The 16,089-nt window shown below is 63.3% G+C and carries 13 protein-coding genes and 1 pseudogene; 6 read left to right on the top strand and 8 right to left on the bottom strand.

What is annotated here, in order from left to right:
• The first annotated feature begins 4 nt into the window (after positions 1-4).
• From trpC to NKJ20_RS04110, 3 genes are read left to right on the top strand one after another with little or no spacing between them, the layout of a single operon-like run.
• Positions 5-817, top strand: a complete 813-nt coding sequence (gene trpC / locus NKJ20_RS04120; protein ID WP_352742720.1) for an indole-3-glycerol phosphate synthase TrpC — start codon at positions 5-7, stop codon at positions 815-817.
• Between the two features lie 2 nt (positions 818-819).
• On the top strand, positions 820-1,326 hold the full coding sequence (gene moaC / locus NKJ20_RS04115) for a cyclic pyranopterin monophosphate synthase MoaC (RefSeq protein WP_352742719.1): 507 nt from the start codon (positions 820-822) through the stop codon (positions 1,324-1,326).
• Positions 1,326-2,531, top strand: a complete 1,206-nt coding sequence (locus NKJ20_RS04110) for a molybdopterin molybdotransferase MoeA (protein ID WP_352742717.1) — start codon at positions 1,326-1,328, stop codon at positions 2,529-2,531. Before moaC ends, NKJ20_RS04110 begins: the two co-directional genes overlap by 1 nt.
• 8 nt (positions 2,532-2,539) lie before the next feature.
• Here NKJ20_RS04110 and NKJ20_RS04105 read toward each other — a convergent pair whose 3' ends face one another.
• Positions 2,540-3,370, bottom strand: coding sequence for a hormone-sensitive lipase (locus NKJ20_RS04105; protein ID WP_352742715.1), 831 nt, complete (start codon positions 3,368-3,370; stop codon positions 2,540-2,542).
• 95 nt (positions 3,371-3,465) lie between these two features.
• Positions 3,466-4,712: pseudogene (gene kynU / locus NKJ20_RS04100) on the bottom strand (kynureninase).
• A 446-nt stretch (positions 4,713-5,158) separates the two neighbouring features.
• On the opposite strand from kynU, the gene lexA reads away from it, so the two are divergent.
• Entirely contained in the window at positions 5,159-5,893 is a 735-nt protein-coding gene (gene lexA / locus NKJ20_RS04095) for a transcriptional repressor LexA (protein WP_352448829.1), read from the top strand.
• On the opposite strand, the gene NKJ20_RS04090 is transcribed toward lexA, so the two are convergent.
• Positions 5,887-8,352, bottom strand: coding sequence for a ComEC/Rec2 family competence protein (locus NKJ20_RS04090; RefSeq protein WP_352742713.1), 2,466 nt, complete (start codon positions 8,350-8,352; stop codon positions 5,887-5,889). The genes lexA and NKJ20_RS04090 overlap by 7 nt on opposite strands.
• Positions 8,353-8,448: 96 nt before the next feature.
• Here NKJ20_RS04090 and gltX point away from each other — a divergent pair, with 96 nt between their 5' ends.
• Positions 8,449-9,870 carry a glutamate--tRNA ligase gene (gene gltX / locus NKJ20_RS04085; RefSeq protein ID WP_352742711.1) on the top strand — a complete coding sequence of 474 codons (1,422 nt, stop codon included), beginning with the start codon at positions 8,449-8,451 and terminating at the stop codon, positions 9,868-9,870.
• A 179-nt stretch (positions 9,871-10,049) separates the two neighbouring features.
• Positions 10,050-11,378, top strand: coding sequence for a citrate synthase (gene gltA, locus NKJ20_RS04080; protein WP_023674946.1), 1,329 nt, complete (start codon positions 10,050-10,052; stop codon positions 11,376-11,378).
• Between the two features lie 127 nt (positions 11,379-11,505).
• On the opposite strand, the gene lpxB is transcribed toward gltA, so the two are convergent.
• Genes lpxB through lpxD form a run of 5 tightly spaced genes read right to left on the bottom strand, consistent with a single transcriptional unit; the run spans position 11,506 to position 15,933 of the window.
• A complete protein-coding gene (gene lpxB / locus NKJ20_RS04075; RefSeq protein WP_352742709.1) occupies positions 11,506-12,672 on the bottom strand; it encodes a lipid-A-disaccharide synthase in 1,167 nt (388 codons plus the stop codon).
• The gene (locus NKJ20_RS04070) at positions 12,662-13,564 is read right to left on the bottom strand and encodes an LpxI family protein (RefSeq protein WP_352448825.1); all 903 of its coding nucleotides are present in this window, start codon (positions 13,562-13,564) and stop codon (positions 12,662-12,664) included. Before NKJ20_RS04070 ends, lpxB begins: the two co-directional genes overlap by 11 nt.
• A 6-nt stretch (positions 13,565-13,570) precedes the next feature.
• On the bottom strand, positions 13,571-14,404 hold the full coding sequence (lpxA, locus tag NKJ20_RS04065; protein ID WP_352742707.1) for an acyl-ACP--UDP-N-acetylglucosamine O-acyltransferase: 834 nt from the start codon (positions 14,402-14,404) through the stop codon (positions 13,571-13,573).
• Positions 14,405-14,417: 13 nt separating this feature from the next.
• Positions 14,418-14,882: a 3-hydroxyacyl-ACP dehydratase FabZ gene (gene fabZ / locus NKJ20_RS04060; RefSeq protein WP_023674942.1), complete on the bottom strand. Its 465-nt coding sequence runs from the start codon at positions 14,880-14,882 to the stop codon at positions 14,418-14,420.
• Positions 14,875-15,933, bottom strand: coding sequence for a UDP-3-O-(3-hydroxymyristoyl)glucosamine N-acyltransferase (lpxD, locus tag NKJ20_RS04055; RefSeq protein ID WP_352742705.1), 1,059 nt, complete (start codon positions 15,931-15,933; stop codon positions 14,875-14,877). Before lpxD ends, fabZ begins: the two co-directional genes overlap by 8 nt.
• Positions 15,934-16,089 lie beyond the last annotated feature (156 nt).

Below are 16,089 nucleotides of genomic sequence, written 5' to 3'. Positions count from 1 at the left end.
AACCATGTCCGACATCCTGCGCAAGATCGAGGCTTACAAGCGCGACGAGATCACGGCGGCCAAGGCACGCGTGTCATTGGCCGAGATCAAGGCACGGGCGACGGATGCCGACGCGCCGCGCGGCTTTCTTTCCGCCCTTGAAGCAACGCGCAAATCCGGCAGGTTCGCGCTGATTGCCGAAATCAAGAAGGCTAGTCCATCCAAAGGCCTGATCCGCGCCGATTTCGATCCGCCGACGCTGGCCTGGGCCTATGCGAAGGGCGGTGCCGCCTGCCTTTCGGTGCTGACCGACGCACCCTCCTTCCAAGGCGCGCCCGAATTCCTCACCACTGCGCGCGCTGCCGTCGAGCTGCCTGCATTGCGCAAGGATTTCCTGTTCGACCCCTATCAGGTCTACGAGGCCAGGGCATGGGGCGCCGATGCCATCCTGATCATCATGGCCAGCGTCGACGACGCGTTGGCAAGAGAACTCGAAGCGACAGCGTTCGGGCTCGGCATGGACGCGCTGGTCGAAGTGCATGACGAGGCTGAAATGGAACGCGCGCTGCAGCTGTCGTCGCGGCTGATCGGAATCAACAACCGCAATCTCCGGACCTTCGAAACCAGCCTACAGACCTCGGAGCGGCTGGTAGCGATGGTGCCGGCCGACCGCCATCTGGTCAGCGAGAGCGGTATCTTTTCGCACGACGATTGCCGCCGGCTGGAGCAGAGCGGCATTGCGACTTTCCTGGTCGGCGAGAGCCTGATGCGCCAGCAGGACGTGGCCGCGGCAACGCGCCTGCTGTTGACGGGCAAGGCGCCGGCAGAGGTCGTTTGAGGATGGCGGCCGCCCTCACCCATCTTGGCGCGCAGGGCGAAGCCAACATGGTCGATGTCGGCGACAAGGCTGAGACGGTGCGCACGGCAGTCGCAGAAGGTTTTGTCGCGATGCGGCCCGAGACGCTGGACATGATCCTCGCCGGCGACGCCAAGAAGGGCGACGTGCTGGGCACCGCGCGCATTGCCGGCATCATGGCGGCCAAGAAGACGCATGAACTGATCCCGCTTTGCCATCCGCTGCTGCTGACCAGGATATCTGTCGATATCGAGGCGGACGCCGCGCTGCCCGGCCTGAAGGTGACAGCATTGACCCGCGTCACCGGCAAGACCGGCGTTGAGATGGAGGCTCTGAGTGCCGTCTCGGTCGCTTGCCTGACCATCTACGACATGGCCAAGGCGGTCGACCGCGCCATGGTCATCTCCGGCATCAGGCTGGTTGAAAAGACCGGCGGCAAATCCGGCGACTACAAGATCACCGGAGACGAGGCCACCGAGGCAGGCGGATAATGGCGCTGGTCCCAGTTGCCGAGGCGCTCGAGCGCCTGCTGGACGGCGCAGCAGCGCTACCGGGTGAACGCGTCGCACTGCTGGATGCCGCAGACCGCGTGTTGGCGGAGCCGGTCGTGGCGCTCCGAACCCAGCCGCCGTTCAATGCCTCCGCCATGGACGGCTATGCCGTGCGGGCGGCCGATATCGCGTCCGTACCGGCAAGGCTTTCGGTGGTCGGCATGGCGCCGGCCGGACGCGGCTTTGCCGGAACGGTGCAGCAGCGGCAGGCCGTGCGCATCTTTACCGGCGCGCCGCTTCCCGAAGGCGCCGACACCATCGTCATCCAGGAGAACGTCCGCGATCTCGGCGGCGGCAGCGTCGAAGTGACGGAACCGACGGTGCAGGGGCGCAACATCCGCCGCCTCGGGCTCGATTTCGCCAAGAGCGATGTCCTGCTGCCCAAAGGCCGCCTGCTCGACCCGGCGGCCTTGTCGCTGGCGGCATCGGCCAATCACCCCGAGGTGCGCGTGGTCAAACGGCCGCTGGTCGCCATCATCGCCACCGGCGACGAATTGCTGCCGCCGGGCAGCGATCTTGGCCCCGACCAGATCATCTCCTCCAACGCCTATGGTGTCGCCGCTGCCGCACAGTCGGTCGGTGCGCGCGCGCTCGACCTTGGCATCGCGCCGGACCGCAGGGAGGCGATCGCTGCGCTGGTTGAAAAGGCCGTGAAGGCTGGCGCGAACGTCATCGTCACGCTGGGCGGTGCCTCGGTCGGTGACCACGACTTCGTCCATGACGTGCTGACCGGGCAAGGCATGACGCTCGATTTCTGGAAGATCGCCATGCGGCCGGGCAAGCCGCTGATGTTCGGGCGGCTGGGAGACATTCGCTGCATCGGCCTGCCCGGCAATCCGGTGGCAAGCCTGGTCTGCACTCAGCTCTTCCTGAAGCCGCTGCTGGCGCGGCTCGGCGGCCGCGCCTTTCAGCAGGATATACGTCGGGCACGGCTCGGTGCTGCCATGCCGGCCAACGATCTCAGGCAAGATTATGTGCGGGCTGTTGTCATAGATGACGCCGGTACGCTCGTGGCGACGCCGTTCGGCATCCAGGACTCCTCGATGCTGAAAATGCTGGCCGATGCCGACGGGCTGATCGTTCGCGCGCCGTTCGCTCCTGCCGCGGCGGCGGGCTCCCCCTGCGACGTACTGATGCTACGCTGAACCCTGCCTCACTCCGAAATCAAGGTCCGGGTCAGCGGGTGATCTGGATCGGCCAAACCGTCGATGATGTTGAAATGATGCCGGTCAGGCTCGACCACCAAGCTGGTCGCGGTACCCAGGCCGATCCAGATGTTGGCCAGCAACGCGCTCTGACGCAGGAATTCGGCGCGCTCGCCGCCGCCGGCCCAGCAGGTCAGGCGGGCCTTGTCCATCGGGCGCAGCAGCACTGGGCTTTCGGCCTGCGCCTCGGCCTCATCGATCGCCAGCGTCTCGTTCATGCCGGTGCGCATGATCGGGCGCAAATCGTGCACCCCCGAGATCGACACCACATGACGAACGCGCCGGACCACTTCGGGCGCCAGCGGCGTCGTCGCCGTAACCATCCGGCTAACAAGATGGCCGCCGGCCGAGTGCCCGGTCAGCATTAGCGGCCCTGCGACCATCGCCGCCGCCTTGCCGATCGCCGCGCCGACTTCCTTGACGATGCCGCCAATGCGTATCTGCGGACAGAGCGTGTAGGACGGCATCGCCACCGCATAGCCGCGATCAACAGAGCCAGTGGCAAGATGCGACCAGAAATTCTTGTTGAATTCCATCCAGTAGCCGCCATGAACGAACACCACGAGTCCCTTGGGCTTGATGGCCGGCAGGAAAAGATCGAGCCGGTTGCGTGGGTTGTCGCCATAGGCCATGTCGAGCCGCGCCCTGCCCTCGGTCGAAAGCACGTCGCGGAAAACCCGCGCGGGCTCGATCCAGGCCGCCGGCCACCGATCGCTGCCGGCTATGTTGGCGCTGTTGGCATAGGCGTTGTCCCAATCGGCAATGTGACGTTCGAACACCCTGCGCCTCCCTGGCAATATGGCCTTGCAACGTAGCCGTGAGCATCGCGCGGCGCGTCGTCGCCAGCCTCACGATTCCAGCTCTCGCATCAATCTCAAGTGACAGCTGCTTTGATGGCGAAGCGCGTATCCTTCCACGCACCGGTGCGCAGGATGTCCTCAAGCACTTTGACGGCCTGCCAGACATCGGCATAGCCGACATAGAGCGGGGTGAAGCCGAAGCGCATGGTCAATGGCGCGCGAAAATCGCCAATCACGCCACGTTCGATCAGCGCGCGCATGACCTGGTAGCCATACTCATGCATGAATGAAATCTGGCTGCCGCGTTTTCCCCATCGCGCGTGCTTTCGAGCGTGAGCCCGTAAGTGCCGCACTTTGCCTCGACAAGCTCGATGAACAGATCCGCCAGCGCGATGCTCTTCTTGCGCACCGCCGTCATGTCGACATCGTTCCAGATGTCGAGCGCGCCCTTCAGCGTGCGCATCGACAGGACCGGCTGCGTGCCGCACAGAAACCGGCGGATGCCGGTGCCGGCCGCATAGCCTGGCTCGAAGGCGAAGGGCCGTGCATGGCCCCACCAGCCGGTGAGCGGCTGCTGGATGTAGGAAAGATGCCGCTCAGCCGCATAGATGAAGGCAGGCGCGCCCGGGCCGCCATTCAGATATTTGTAGGTGCAGCCAACGGCAAAATCGGCGTTTGCCTTGTCGAGCTCGACTGGCATCGCGCCGGGGGTGTGGCAGAGATCCCAGACGATCATCGCCCCGGCTTCCTGAGCCCTGCGCGTCAGCGCCGGCATGTCGCGCAGTTCGCCCGACTTATAGTTGACGTGGTTGACCAGCACCACGGCGGTGCGTTCGTCGATCAGCTCTTCGATGGTCGGCGCGTCGACCCCCGAGAGGCGCAGCAGCGTATCTTTTCGCGTCGAAACCACACCCTCGGCCATGTAGAGGTCCGTCGGAAAACTATCGCCCTCGGCGACGATGACCTGCCGCTCCGGTCGCATGGCCATGGCGGCGTGCAGCAGCTTGTAGATGTTAGCCGATGTCGTGTCGCAGACCACCGTCTGGCCGGCCGCGGCACCGATCAGGCGCCCGAGCTGGTCGCCAAGTTCAAGCGGCATGTTGAACCAGCCGGCCGTGTTCCATGCGCGGATGAGATCATGTGACCATTCTTCGGTCGCGGCCTTGTGCAGTTCATCGAAAGCGGCACGTGAAGCAGCTCCTAGCGAATTGCCGTCGAGATAGATCACTCCTTGCGGCAACACAAAGCGGTCGCGCATCGCGCGCAGCGGATCCGCGGCATCCATCGCCTTTATGGCCACGAGATCGGGAATTCCTGTCATGATTTGTCTGCTCCCCAGGATCCAACGCAACGCCGGACACGCATCGACTGTTCTTCCATTACCTGGTTGCGCGCAGCAAGGCTCCACCGGCGAGAAGCAGCCTGACCAGGCGGTGGAAACCGGGACTTAACCCGAGGTTGGCGTTTTGAGTTCGTTTCGTTCACGGTGCATTGACCAAACCGTACAGTCGATACGGGTTCAATTCCGTGCCTTTTGCCGACCGACGGCCGATGCCAGTGCCGCCTTCTAGGATGCCAGAAGGGCGCAAACGAAAGCAGAATCAAGGCGATGAGGCTCGCGGCGGTGAAAATGCGATACGCCGGTAGGGGACGTCGTTTGTTTCCCGAGCCTTAACGCATTCATTAAACTTTAAACAGTTGCGGAACACAACTGGAACAGATAGTGTTTGTTCTGGGTTTGTTTTTCTGATTCTGTTGGGGGTCGCTATGCTGACACGCAAACAACACGAACTGCTTATGTTCATCCACGAAAGGTTGAAGGAAAGCGGTATCCCGCCTTCCTTCGACGAGATGAAGGAAGCGCTCGACCTGGCTTCCAAATCCGGAATCCACCGGCTGATTACGGCGCTGGAGGAGCGCGGCTTCATTCGCCGTTTGCCCAACCGGGCCCGTGCGCTGGAGGTGCTGCGCCTGCCTGACTCGATCGCCCCCGGCCTCAATGCGGCACGCAAGTTCTCGCCGAGTGTCATCCAGGGCAGTCTTGGGCAAGGCGGTCCTCGGCAAGGCAAGCCGACATCGTCGCGCGTGCCCGCAGCCGGAAATGACGACGATGTCGTCGCCGCCGTTTCGATCCCGGTGATGGGCCGCATCGCCGCCGGTGTGCCGATCGACGCCATCCAGCACCAGACGCATTCGATTTCGGTGCCGCCGGATATGATCATGGGCGGCGAGCATTATGCGCTCGAGGTCAAAGGCGATTCGATGATCGAGGCCGGCATTTTCGACGGCGACACGGTGATCATCCGCAATGCCGATACGGCGAGCCCCGGTGAGATCGTGGTGGCACTGGTCGACGAGGAGGAAGCGACGCTGAAGCGGTTCCGCCGCAAGGGCGCCTCGATCGCCCTGGAAGCCGCCAATCCGGCCTACGAGACGCGCATCTTCGGACCAGACAGGGTCAAGGTGCAGGGCAAGCTCGTCGGACTGATCCGCCGCTACTGAGCCCCGCCCTTGGCGCCGGCTTTGGGGTTGTCGGCCCTGCGGTATGGCGGCAGGCCCCGTGCCGCGCGTGAAAATTTCCGCTGCACGTGCCAGGGCCGGTATGATTTTTCGACCGCGAAACGGATTTCGGCGCGCGTTGCCGCTTGTGGATCGAAGTAGACGGCGGCACTTCCCGCGCGCGCCAGTTGCCGTTTGGTGACGACGAGGACCAGCCGGTCGTAGTAGCAGGGGTTATGGGCGGTGGCGTCGTCGATGACGATCAAGCTGGCAAAGGCGCAGGCTGGCCGCGCAGTATCGCGGTCCTTGGCTTGCGCGATGATCGCGCCGGATGGATGCCTGGCAAGGCAGAGGCCGTCCGTGCAAATGAACGGCATGCCCGGCGGTAGGTCGGCCGGATCGGCAATGTCGAATTGCGGGTCGTTCTGTCCAGGTGTTTCCGGCGCGACGATAGCCTCTGATGTGAGCGCGCGTTTCCAGTTGTCGATGGTGAACTCATTCGGGCGTGCCCGGTTGACCGCGAGTTCACCGCTGCCGATCGGCAGCGCGACCAGCCGTGCGTCCTCCGAGACCAATACGTCGGGTATGCGTGTCTGCGTTGTCGTCAGCAAGCCGGCGAGCGCAAAAGGAAGTGCCGCCAGCCGCAACCAGGTCGTCGCCATGCTGGCAATGACGAGGGCGATCGTCACCAGAAGGACGGATCTCAGCGAAATCAGCCCGACCGCATCGATCGGCGAGCGCTCCGAGATCCACCCGGACAGGGCGATCATCGCCGTCAGCCCCTTGCCCATGACATAGAGGAAAGGGCCATCCGCACCGAACGGCATCGCCAGCGCGCTGAGAACGGCGAAGGGCATGACGACCAGTGACACGATGGGCATGATGGCCAGATTGGCGAACAGGCTGAGCGGCGCCACGCGCTGGAAATGCCATATGGCGAAAAGCGCCGTGGCGCTCCCTGCAATGATCGAGGTCATCGCCAGACCGCACATGCCCAGCAGGACCTTTCGCGTGGCAAAGCGTAGCGGCGACAGCCGCGGCGGCGGCATGGTGGCCCTGCCGGCGCGGTAATCGGACCAGCCTGCATAGGCGCCGACAAGGGCCGCCGTCGCGGCGAAGGACATCTGGAAACTCGGACCGACCACCTCGTGCGGCGACACCAGGATGACCGCGATGGCCGAGATCGCCAGGTTGCGCATGGTGAGCGCGGCCCGGTCGAACAGCACGGCGATAAGCATCACCGCCAGCATGATGAAGCTGCGTTCGGCCGCCACGACAATGCCGGAAAAGACGAGGTAGGCCGCAATCGAAAAAAGCGCGGCGGCCGCGGCATATTTCTTGACCGGCCGTCGCGATGAGAAATCGGGAAACAGCGCGAAGGCACCCCGCAGCAGCGCCATGATGGTGCCGGCGACCAACGCCATATGCAGCCCCGAGATGGAGATGATGTGGTAGATGCCGGTGCGCCGCATCGCTTCGTTGATCTCCTCGGGAATGCCGGCGCGCACGCCGACGATCAGCGCAGCAGCAATCTCGCCCTCGGCACCGCCGATGCGGCTGCGGATATGGTCGGCGATGGATTCGCGCGCGTCTTCGATCGCGGAAGAAAGCTGCGCGGCAAGCGGCATGCTGCCCGACGACACGACTTTCGGATTGCCGAGAAAAAAGCCGCTGCCGCCGATACCGGCGAAATAGCTGTCGAAGGAGAAATCATAGCTGTCGGGCCGCACCGGGCCGGTCGGCGGCAGCAGCCGCACATAGCCCGTGATCTCGGAACCGGCGGTCAGCTCAGCCGGTATCTTCATCGCCGAAACGCGGACCCGTTCCGGCATGTAGCGCAGTGTCGGCCTGGCCGTTGAGATCACATCGATTGTCAGCCTGATGCGGCCGCTCGCCATGGGCTCGTACGATACGACGCGACCCGTCAGCCGCGTCGAGATTTCGGAGCCGAGCATATGCGTTCCGACACGCCATGTCTCGAACTTGGCGGCAAGTACGCCAAGCGCGCAGAGCAGCGCCACCATGAAGCACAGGCGCGTCCTGGGCCATGACCGCGAGACGACGGCACAAAGGGTCGCGAGGAGCGCGATTGCGATCGGCTGTGGAAAGGCCGGCTCCACCGACAGCCCGAAATAAACGACCACCCCGCATGCGAGGAACACCGGCACCAGCAGGAAGGCGATGCCGCGGTCGAGTTCCAGGCCGGCTGCCGTGGTTACGCTGTTGCGGATACGGGACGGTGACGGGAGGCGGAAACGCCTGGGCAGGCGTACGATGGGCTCGCCCGCGGGCACGAGAACCGCTGCTGGGTCGCTGGCCGGCAGCGACGGAGCATCGAAGCGCGGAGCAGGTAGCAATGCCGGTGCCGGCAGGACGGGCGGGGGAGCGGCAAACAGCAAGCGTTCGCTGACGCCGCTGCCAACGTCCTCGCCCTTGCCCGCACCACGGCCTCGCACAGCCATCGGGTCTGCCCCTTGCGCCCTCGACCTCCTATGCTACATGAACGCGCAACGCGCGAAAGTCCGCAAACCCACTTCCTTCGCCCGCCTGAGAGTTCCATGCCCGATAAGGTCGTCACCCGTTTTGCCCCCTCGCCCACCGGCTATCTGCACATTGGCGGCGCGCGCACGGCGCTGTTCAACTGGCTGTACGCCAAGCACACGGGCGGCACGATGCTGCTGCGCATCGAGGATACCGACCGTGAGCGGTCGACGGATGCGGCGACGGCAGCCATTCTCGACGGGCTTTCCTGGCTCGGACTCACCTGGGACGGCGCGCCTGTCTCGCAGTTCGAGCGTGCGCCGCGCCATCGCGAGGTGGCCGAGGAGCTCGTTCGTATGGGCAAGGCCTATTATTGTTATGCGACGCCTGCCGAACTAGAGGCAATGCGCGAGAGCGCACGCGCCAAGGGGCTGCCTCCCCGCTATGATGGACGCTGGCGCGACCGCGACCCGTCGGAGGCGCCGCCCGGCGCCAAGGGGGCGATCCGCATCAAGGCGCCGACAGACGGCGAGACGGTGGTGCATGACCGCGTCCAGGGCGACGTGCGCTTTCCCAACAAGGATCTCGACGATTTCATTATTCTGCGCTCGGACGGCAATCCCACCTACATGCATGCCGTCGTCGTCGACGATCACGACATGGGCATCACCCACATCATCCGCGGCGACGATCATTTGACCAACGCCGCACGCCAGACCGTAATCTATCAGGCCATGGGCTGGAAGGTGCCGTCGATGTCGCATATCCCGCTGATCCACGGTGCCGACGGCGCCAAGCTGTCGAAGCGGCACGGTGCGCTTGGCGTCGAAGCCTATCGCGCCATGGGCTACCTGCCGGAGGCGCTGCTCAACTATCTTGCGAGGCTTGGCTGGAGCCACGGCGACGATGAGATCATGTCGATCGCCGACATGATTGCATGGTTCGACATTGGCGACGTCAACAAGGGCGCCGCCCGTTTCGACTTCGCCAAGCTCGAGGCGCTTAACGGCGTGCATATGCGCCGGATGAACGACGCGGCGCTGCTCGACATCTTCATCGCCACTCTGCCCTATCTTGAAGGCGGCCCGGCAATCGCCGCGCGCCTCGACGACAGACGCAGGGCGCAACTGCTTGCCGCTTTGCCGGGCCTGAAGGAGCGCGCCAAGACGCTGGTCGAACTTGTTGAAGGGGCTGCATTCCTTTTCGTCGAGCGGCCGCTGCCGGTCGACGAGAAGGCGGCGGCGCTGCTCAGCGGTGAGGCGCGCGCGATCCTGCGGGGCGCTCATGCGGCACTAGCCACGGTTTCGGAGTGGTCTGCCGCCTCAGCCGAAGCCGCGATCCGCGACTATGCGCAGGCCGCCAGCCATAAACTCGGCGCCGTGGCCCAACCTTTGCGCGCCGCGCTCACCGGCAAAAGTACCTCGCCAGGTGTCTTTGATGTGCTTGCCGTGCTTGGCCGCGAGGAAAGCCTGGCGCGGATCGCTGATCAAATCGATTAGCAAACTGGCCCAAGAAGATTGGCATTGAAAGGTGTGTTTCGCAGTGCAACATTGGGTCTTGGCCTAATCTGCCGCGCAGATTCAATTGCGGGCGCAAATGTGCGTATTCCGATGCTTTTGACGTGTTGGGTTCAGATATTTTGCCTTTGCCGGCCTGAGGAAACAAAAAGGAGTTTGCTATGACCGAACCTGCGACAAAAATGGAATTTGGCGGCAAAACCCAGGCATCGACGGCCAAGCTGGAACTCGGCGGCAAAACCCATGAATTCAAGATACGAAGTGGTTCGGTAGGACCTGACGTCATCGACATCGGTTCGCTCTACAACACCGCCGGCGTCTTTACCTACGATCCCGGTTTTACGTCGACGGCGAGCTGCGAATCGGAAATCACCTTCATCGATGGCGATGCCGGCATTCTTTTGCACCGCGGCTACCCGATCGACCAATTGGCCGAGCACGGCGACTTCCTCGAAGTCTGCTATCTCTTGCTCTATGGTGAACTCCCGACCAAGGCGCAGAAGGACGATTTCGACTACCGGGTGACGCGCCACACCATGGTGCATGAGCAGATGTCGCGCTTTTTCACCGGCTTCCGCCGTGATGCGCATCCGATGGCGGTGATGTGCGGCGTGGTCGGCGCGCTGTCGGCCTTCTATCACGATTCCACCGATATCTCGGACCCCTATCAACGCATGGTCGCGTCAATGCGGCTGATCGCCAAGATGCCGACGATCGCGGCGATGGCTTATAAATACCACATCGGCCAGCCATTCATTTACCCGAAGAACGAGCTGAATTTCGCAGCCAATTTCCTGCATATGTGCTTCGCCGTGCCTTGCGAGGAATACAAGATCAATCCGGTGCTGGCCCGCGCGATGGAGCGCATCTTCATCCTGCACGCCGATCACGAACAGAACGCCTCGACTTCGACCGTCCGCCTGGCCGGCTCGTCGGGCGCCAATCCTTTTGCCTGTATCGCTGCCGGCATCGCCTGCCTGTGGGGTCCCGCACATGGCGGCGCCAACGAGGCAGCCCTGAACATGCTGGGCGAGATCGGTCATGTCGATCACATCCCGGAATTCATTGCGCGCGCCAAGGATAAGAACGATCCGTTCCGATTGATGGGATTTGGCCACCGCGTTTACAAGAATTACGATCCGCGCGCCAAGATCATGCAGAAGACCGCGCACGAGGTCCTGGGCGAGCTCGGCATCAAGGACGATCCACTGCTCGACATCGCCATGGAGCTGGAAAGGATCGCACTGACCGATTCCTATTTCATCGAGAAGAAGCTCTATCCGAACGTCGATTTCTATTCCGGCATCACGCTGAAGGCGCTGGGCTTTCCCACCACCATGTTCACCGTGCTGTTCGCGGTCGCCCGCACCGTCGGCTGGATCGCGCAGTGGAAGGAGATGATCGAGGATCCGCACCAGAAGATCGGTCGCCCGCGCCAGCTCTATACCGGCGCGCCGGAACGGGACTACGTGCCAATCGCGAAGCGGTGAAGGTGGTGAATGGTGAATGGTGAATGGTGAATGGTGAATGGTGAATGGTGAATGGGAGTAGCGAAGCGTCGCTCCCTGTCCATAGAAACCGCTATTCACAATTCACTATTCACAATTCATAATTCACTCACTTCCTCACCATCCCCATCACCACCCCCGCGGCAATCTCGCCTGACGGCTTGGCGGTTGCCATACGCCCGGCAATGTCGGCAAAACCATGCTTCTGCCAGGTGCGGTAGGCGGTATCGGAGCACAGCGCTTCCAACTGCCGCGCCAGATAATGCGGCCGCACATATTGATTGTAGTGTTCCGGCACAACCGGCCGGTCGGCAATGAGATTGGGCAAGGCTGCGCTCCATACTTTGATCAGCGGCTGCGCCATGCGCATGACCGGATCGAGCCGGTAGCAGGAGATCATTGGCACACCCGCCAGTGCCAGTTCCAGCGATACCGTCCCCGACGCGATCAGCGCCGCATCCGCCTTGCCGAAGGCCTGCCATTTGCGTTCGGCATCAAGGATGATCTCCGGCTTCTCGTCCCAGCTCGCGACCGAGGTCCTGACCAGGTCGGCGACGTGCGGCACCGTCGGCAACAGCAGGCGCAAGCGGTGCCCGCGCGCCCGCAGGATCGACAGCGTTTCGCCGAACGGCCCAACCAGGCGCCGCACCTCGCCGCGACGCGAACCGGGCAATACAAGCAACGTTTTCACACGGTCAGCGGCGAGGTTACGCGGCTGCGCCTGCGCCCTTGCGGCACTGACTATGCCCGGATCGTGTGTAAGGCGATGCCCGACATAGGTGCCGGGCGGCCCGCCCAGGCGAGCGAGTTCCTTCACCTCGAACGGCAGGATGCAAAGAATGTGATCGACATATGGCTTCATCGCCGCCGCCCTGCCCGGCCGCCAAGCCCACACGCTCGGGCAGACATAGTGGACGATCGGGATAGTCGGATCGGCGGCACGCACCTTCTTGGCGACGCGCAGCGAGAAGTCCGGACTGTCGATGGTGATAAGGCAATCGGGCTTTTCACCGGCAATAGCGTTTGCCGTCTGGCCGATCCGCCGTATCAAGCGCGGCAGGTCGCGCAGGATGGCGCTAAGCCCCATCAGTGCGATCTCGCTGCCGTCGAACAATGGCGCCAGGCCGAGCGCCTGCAAATGGCGGCCGCCGATGCCGACAAGCCGAACTTCGCGCCCGGTCATGCGCTTGAGCGCCTGCACAAGGTCGGCGCCAAGCAGGTCGCCGGACTCCTCGCCGGCGACGATGGCTATCTTCAACGGCCGCTCATTCGCCATGCGCCGGCTCCGCAGCAGGCAGGCCGATCACGAACAGGCCGAGCGCATTGGCACGTCCGATGGTGGCGGGACCTTCGAGCACTAGCGAGCGACCGGCTTCGACGGCAATGCCGGCCAGTCCGGCGGCATGCGCGGCCTCGACTGTCAGCGGGCCGATGGAGGGCAGATCGGCACGCAGTTCCTGACCGGGCTTGGCGCATTTGACCAGAACACCGCGGCTCCCGCCGGCCAGCCTGCCGTGCCCGCGCAACTCCCTTGTCCGCTCGAGCAGCCCGTCGGTGCCTTCGACGCCTTCCAACGCAATGGCGCGGCCGCCGACCGCAACAGCCGCTTGGCCGATATCCAGCGCGCCGATGGCTTTTGCCGCCGCGTGCGCCGCCTCGATGTCACGCCAGTCGGATTTGCGTGGCGCCGCCTTGGTCAGCAGGCCTTCGGCGGCGACCAGCTCCGGCACGATCTCGTGAGCGCCGACGACCTTGATGCCGCTGCGCTCGATCCTGCGCACGAACAGTTTCAGCACCGTATCGTCCCCCCGGGTTACACCGACGAAGAGGCTGGGTAGCCACGCGAGCAGGCCCAAATTGAGGCGCATGGCGCTCAGCCTGGGGCGGCGCGTGATATGACCCGCGGTTACGAGATGCGTGACGTGGTGCCGCTTAAGGATCGGCAGCAGCGAGCCGACGTCTTCCAGCCTCAAGGTTGCCTGCTCATAGGGCTCGAAATCGGCTATGCGATCGACCTCGCCGGCCGCCATCACGACGAAGGGCAATTTGCCTTGCCGGGCGAGCGCTCGGGCAATTTCGACCGGGAGACTGCCGCCGCCGGCGATGATGCCGACCTTGGCATCTGGCGCGAGATCAAGGCCTTTTCCGGCAGCCTCAATCTTCGTCATCTGCCCTCAGTCTTCATCATCGGTATCGTCGCCGTCGCTACCCTTGAGGGACGGCACGGCGTAGTGCCGCTTGCCGCGACCGGCGATGAAGTCGACGATCTTCATGGCAGTCGGCGACGAGGCGAATTCCGCCTTGGCAAATTCGATGTTTTCGCCGACGGTCCGGGAGCGATCGAAGATCGTCTTGTAGGCTTTGCGCAGCAAGTGGATCTCCGAACGCGGCAGGCCGGCGCGCTTCAGGCCAATGATGTTGAGGCCGCGAAGGCTGGCACGGTTGCCAACGGCGATGGCGTAAGGAATGACGTCGCCGACGATCGCCGAGCAACCGCCGAGAAAGGCGTTATCGCCGATGCGGACAAACTGATGAACTGCGGTAAGGCCGCCGATGTAGACATTGTCACCGACTTCGCAATGCCCGCCTAACGTCGCTTGATTGGCGAAGGTGGCGTTCTTGCCGACCACGCAGTCATGGGCAATATGGGCATAGGCAAGGAAATTGCCGTTGTCGCCGATCGTCGTCTCGCCGCGGCTGGAATCGGTGCCGACATGCATGGTGACACCTTCGCGGATCGTGCAGTTCTCGCCGATCACCAGCGTGGTACGGCCGCCCTTGTGCTTGGTGTTCTGCGGCGGCCCGCCCAGTATCGCCATCGGATAGACCTTGGTCGATGCACCGATCGTGGTCGCGCCAATCACCGAGACATGGCTGACCAGTTCGACGCGGTCGCCGATCACGGCGTTGGGGCCGACGTGACAGAAGGGCCCGATGCGGGCGCCTTCGCCGATTTGGGCGCCTGCCTCGATGACCGAGGATGGATGGATGACTGTCTGGATTTTCATTAGCATTCGTTTGTCAGCCGCTTGCGACCATCATCGCCGAGATCTCGGCTTCCGCCGCCTTGGCGCCATCGACGAGGGCCTCGCAAGCGAATTTGAGAAGATTGCCGCGTTTCTTGATTTTCTTCACATGAATTTTCAGCTGGTCGCCTGGAACGACCGGCTTGCGGAACTTGGCATTGTCGATGGTCAGGAAATAAACCAGCGACGGCTTTTCCGTACCAAGGCTGCGGATGCAGATCGCGCCGGCCGTCTGCGCCATCGCCTCGATGATCAGCACGCCGGGCATGACCGGCTGGTCGGGGAAATGACCTTGGAAATGCGGCTCGTTTATGGTGACGTTCTTGATGCCGATGGCGGATTCGTCGCCATCTATGTCGACAATACGGTCGATCATCAAGAACGGATAGCGGTGCGGCAGGAGCTTCATCAGCCGCATTATGTCAACCGCTTCGAGCGTCGCCGCTGCGATGTCAGCCATTTCCCCCCTCACCCTGTTTGCGCGTCCGTGCAAGTCTGCGCAAGGCCGCTATCTCGCGCATGGCTTCCGCCATCGGCTGCGCCGGATATCCTCCCCAAATCTCACCGGCAGGCACATTGCTCATAAACCCGCTTCTTGCCGCAAGCTTGGCCCCGGACCCGATGGTCAAATGATCCGCAAGGCCGACACCGCCACCCATGGTGACGTTGTCGCCTACCGTCACGGAACCGGAAATACCCGAAAGCCCGGCTATTATGCAATTGCGGCCGATGCGAACGTTGTGCGCGATCTGCACCAGATTGTCGATCTTGGTGCCCTGGCCGATGATCGTGTCGGACATGGCGCCGCGATCGACGGTCGTATTCGACCCGATCTCGACGTCGTCCTGGATGATGACGCGGCCGATCTGCGGAACCCGCTCCGGACCCTTGGCGCCGGCCACGAAACCGAAGCCATCCTGGCCGATCCTGGCACCGCCATGGATGATGACGCGATTGCCAATCAACGCATATTGCACGCTGGCACTTGGACCGACATAGCCGTCGCGGCCAATCTGCGAAGACGGACCGATGACCGCATGCGGGGCAATGACGGTCCCGCTGCCGATGGCAGCGCGAGGTCCGATGATCGCACCCGCTTCGATGATCGCGCCGGCCTCGACATGGGCGGTCGCATCGATATGGGCGTGCGGCGAGATACCGGTTTCGCCGGTCATCGGTCCAGGCGTTGCAGCCGCCGGAAAAAGCAGACGCCCGACCATTGCGAAGGCCTGCTGCGGGCGCGGATGCACCAGCACCGCGATGCCCGCCGGCGCCTTGCCGGCAAATTCGGCAGGGCAGAGAACCGCCGCCGCCCGCAGTGACTGCATCAGGGCGAAATTGCGCCTGCCATCGACGAAGACAAGGGCGTTCTCGCCGCCTTCGTTGGCGGGCGCCAGAGCCTCGATCGATACGTCGGAGAGACCGGAATCAACAAGCGTCGAGCCGGTCAGATTCGCGACTTCGCCGGCCGTATACCGGCGTGAGGGCGCGAAGAACACCGGATCGGTCATTCCAGAAGCAATATCCAGCTAGCGCATGACCCGAAAATCGGAAATCGACCCTCGGAAAGGATCATGCGCAAATCAAAATGCTACAACGTCCTTTGCGCGTCCGATAGGACGCGCTGCGCTGTAGTGTCGGATCACTGCCATCCGGATCCAAACGAG

The sequence above is a fragment of the Mesorhizobium sp. M0185 genome (assembly GCF_040322175.1).
Taxonomy (GTDB): domain Bacteria; phylum Pseudomonadota; class Alphaproteobacteria; order Rhizobiales; family Rhizobiaceae; genus Mesorhizobium.
Note: the sequence above shows the minus strand (reverse complement) of the source record. Positions and strands in the feature narration are given on the sequence as shown.

What these genes read in the sequence shown, in the direction of transcription:
- trpC (WP_352742720.1), top strand. Translation starts at nt 5, where the DNA reads ATGTCCGACATCCTGCGCAAGATCGAGGCTTACAAGCGCGACGAGATC.
- moaC (WP_352742719.1), top strand. Translation starts at nt 820, where the DNA reads ATGGCGGCCGCCCTCACCCATCTTGGCGCGCAGGGCGAAGCCAACATG.
- NKJ20_RS04110 (WP_352742717.1), top strand. Translation starts at nt 1,326, where the DNA reads ATGGCGCTGGTCCCAGTTGCCGAGGCGCTCGAGCGCCTGCTGGACGGC.
- lexA (WP_352448829.1), top strand. Translation starts at nt 5,159, where the DNA reads ATGCTGACACGCAAACAACACGAACTGCTTATGTTCATCCACGAAAGG.
- NKJ20_RS04090 (WP_352742713.1), bottom strand. Translation starts at nt 8,352, where the DNA reads ATGGCTGTGCGAGGCCGTGGTGCGGGCAAGGGCGAGGACGTTGGCAGC.
- gltX (WP_352742711.1), top strand. Translation starts at nt 8,449, where the DNA reads ATGCCCGATAAGGTCGTCACCCGTTTTGCCCCCTCGCCCACCGGCTAT.
- gltA (WP_023674946.1), top strand. Translation starts at nt 10,050, where the DNA reads ATGACCGAACCTGCGACAAAAATGGAATTTGGCGGCAAAACCCAGGCA.
- lpxB (WP_352742709.1), bottom strand. Translation starts at nt 12,672, where the DNA reads ATGGCGAATGAGCGGCCGTTGAAGATAGCCATCGTCGCCGGCGAGGAG.
- NKJ20_RS04070 (WP_352448825.1), bottom strand. Translation starts at nt 13,564, where the DNA reads ATGACGAAGATTGAGGCTGCCGGAAAAGGCCTTGATCTCGCGCCAGAT.
- lpxA (WP_352742707.1), bottom strand. Translation starts at nt 14,404, where the DNA reads ATGAAAATCCAGACAGTCATCCATCCATCCTCGGTCATCGAGGCAGGC.
- fabZ (WP_023674942.1), bottom strand. Translation starts at nt 14,882, where the DNA reads ATGGCTGACATCGCAGCGGCGACGCTCGAAGCGGTTGACATAATGCGG.
- lpxD (WP_352742705.1), bottom strand. Translation starts at nt 15,933, where the DNA reads ATGACCGATCCGGTGTTCTTCGCGCCCTCACGCCGGTATACGGCCGGC.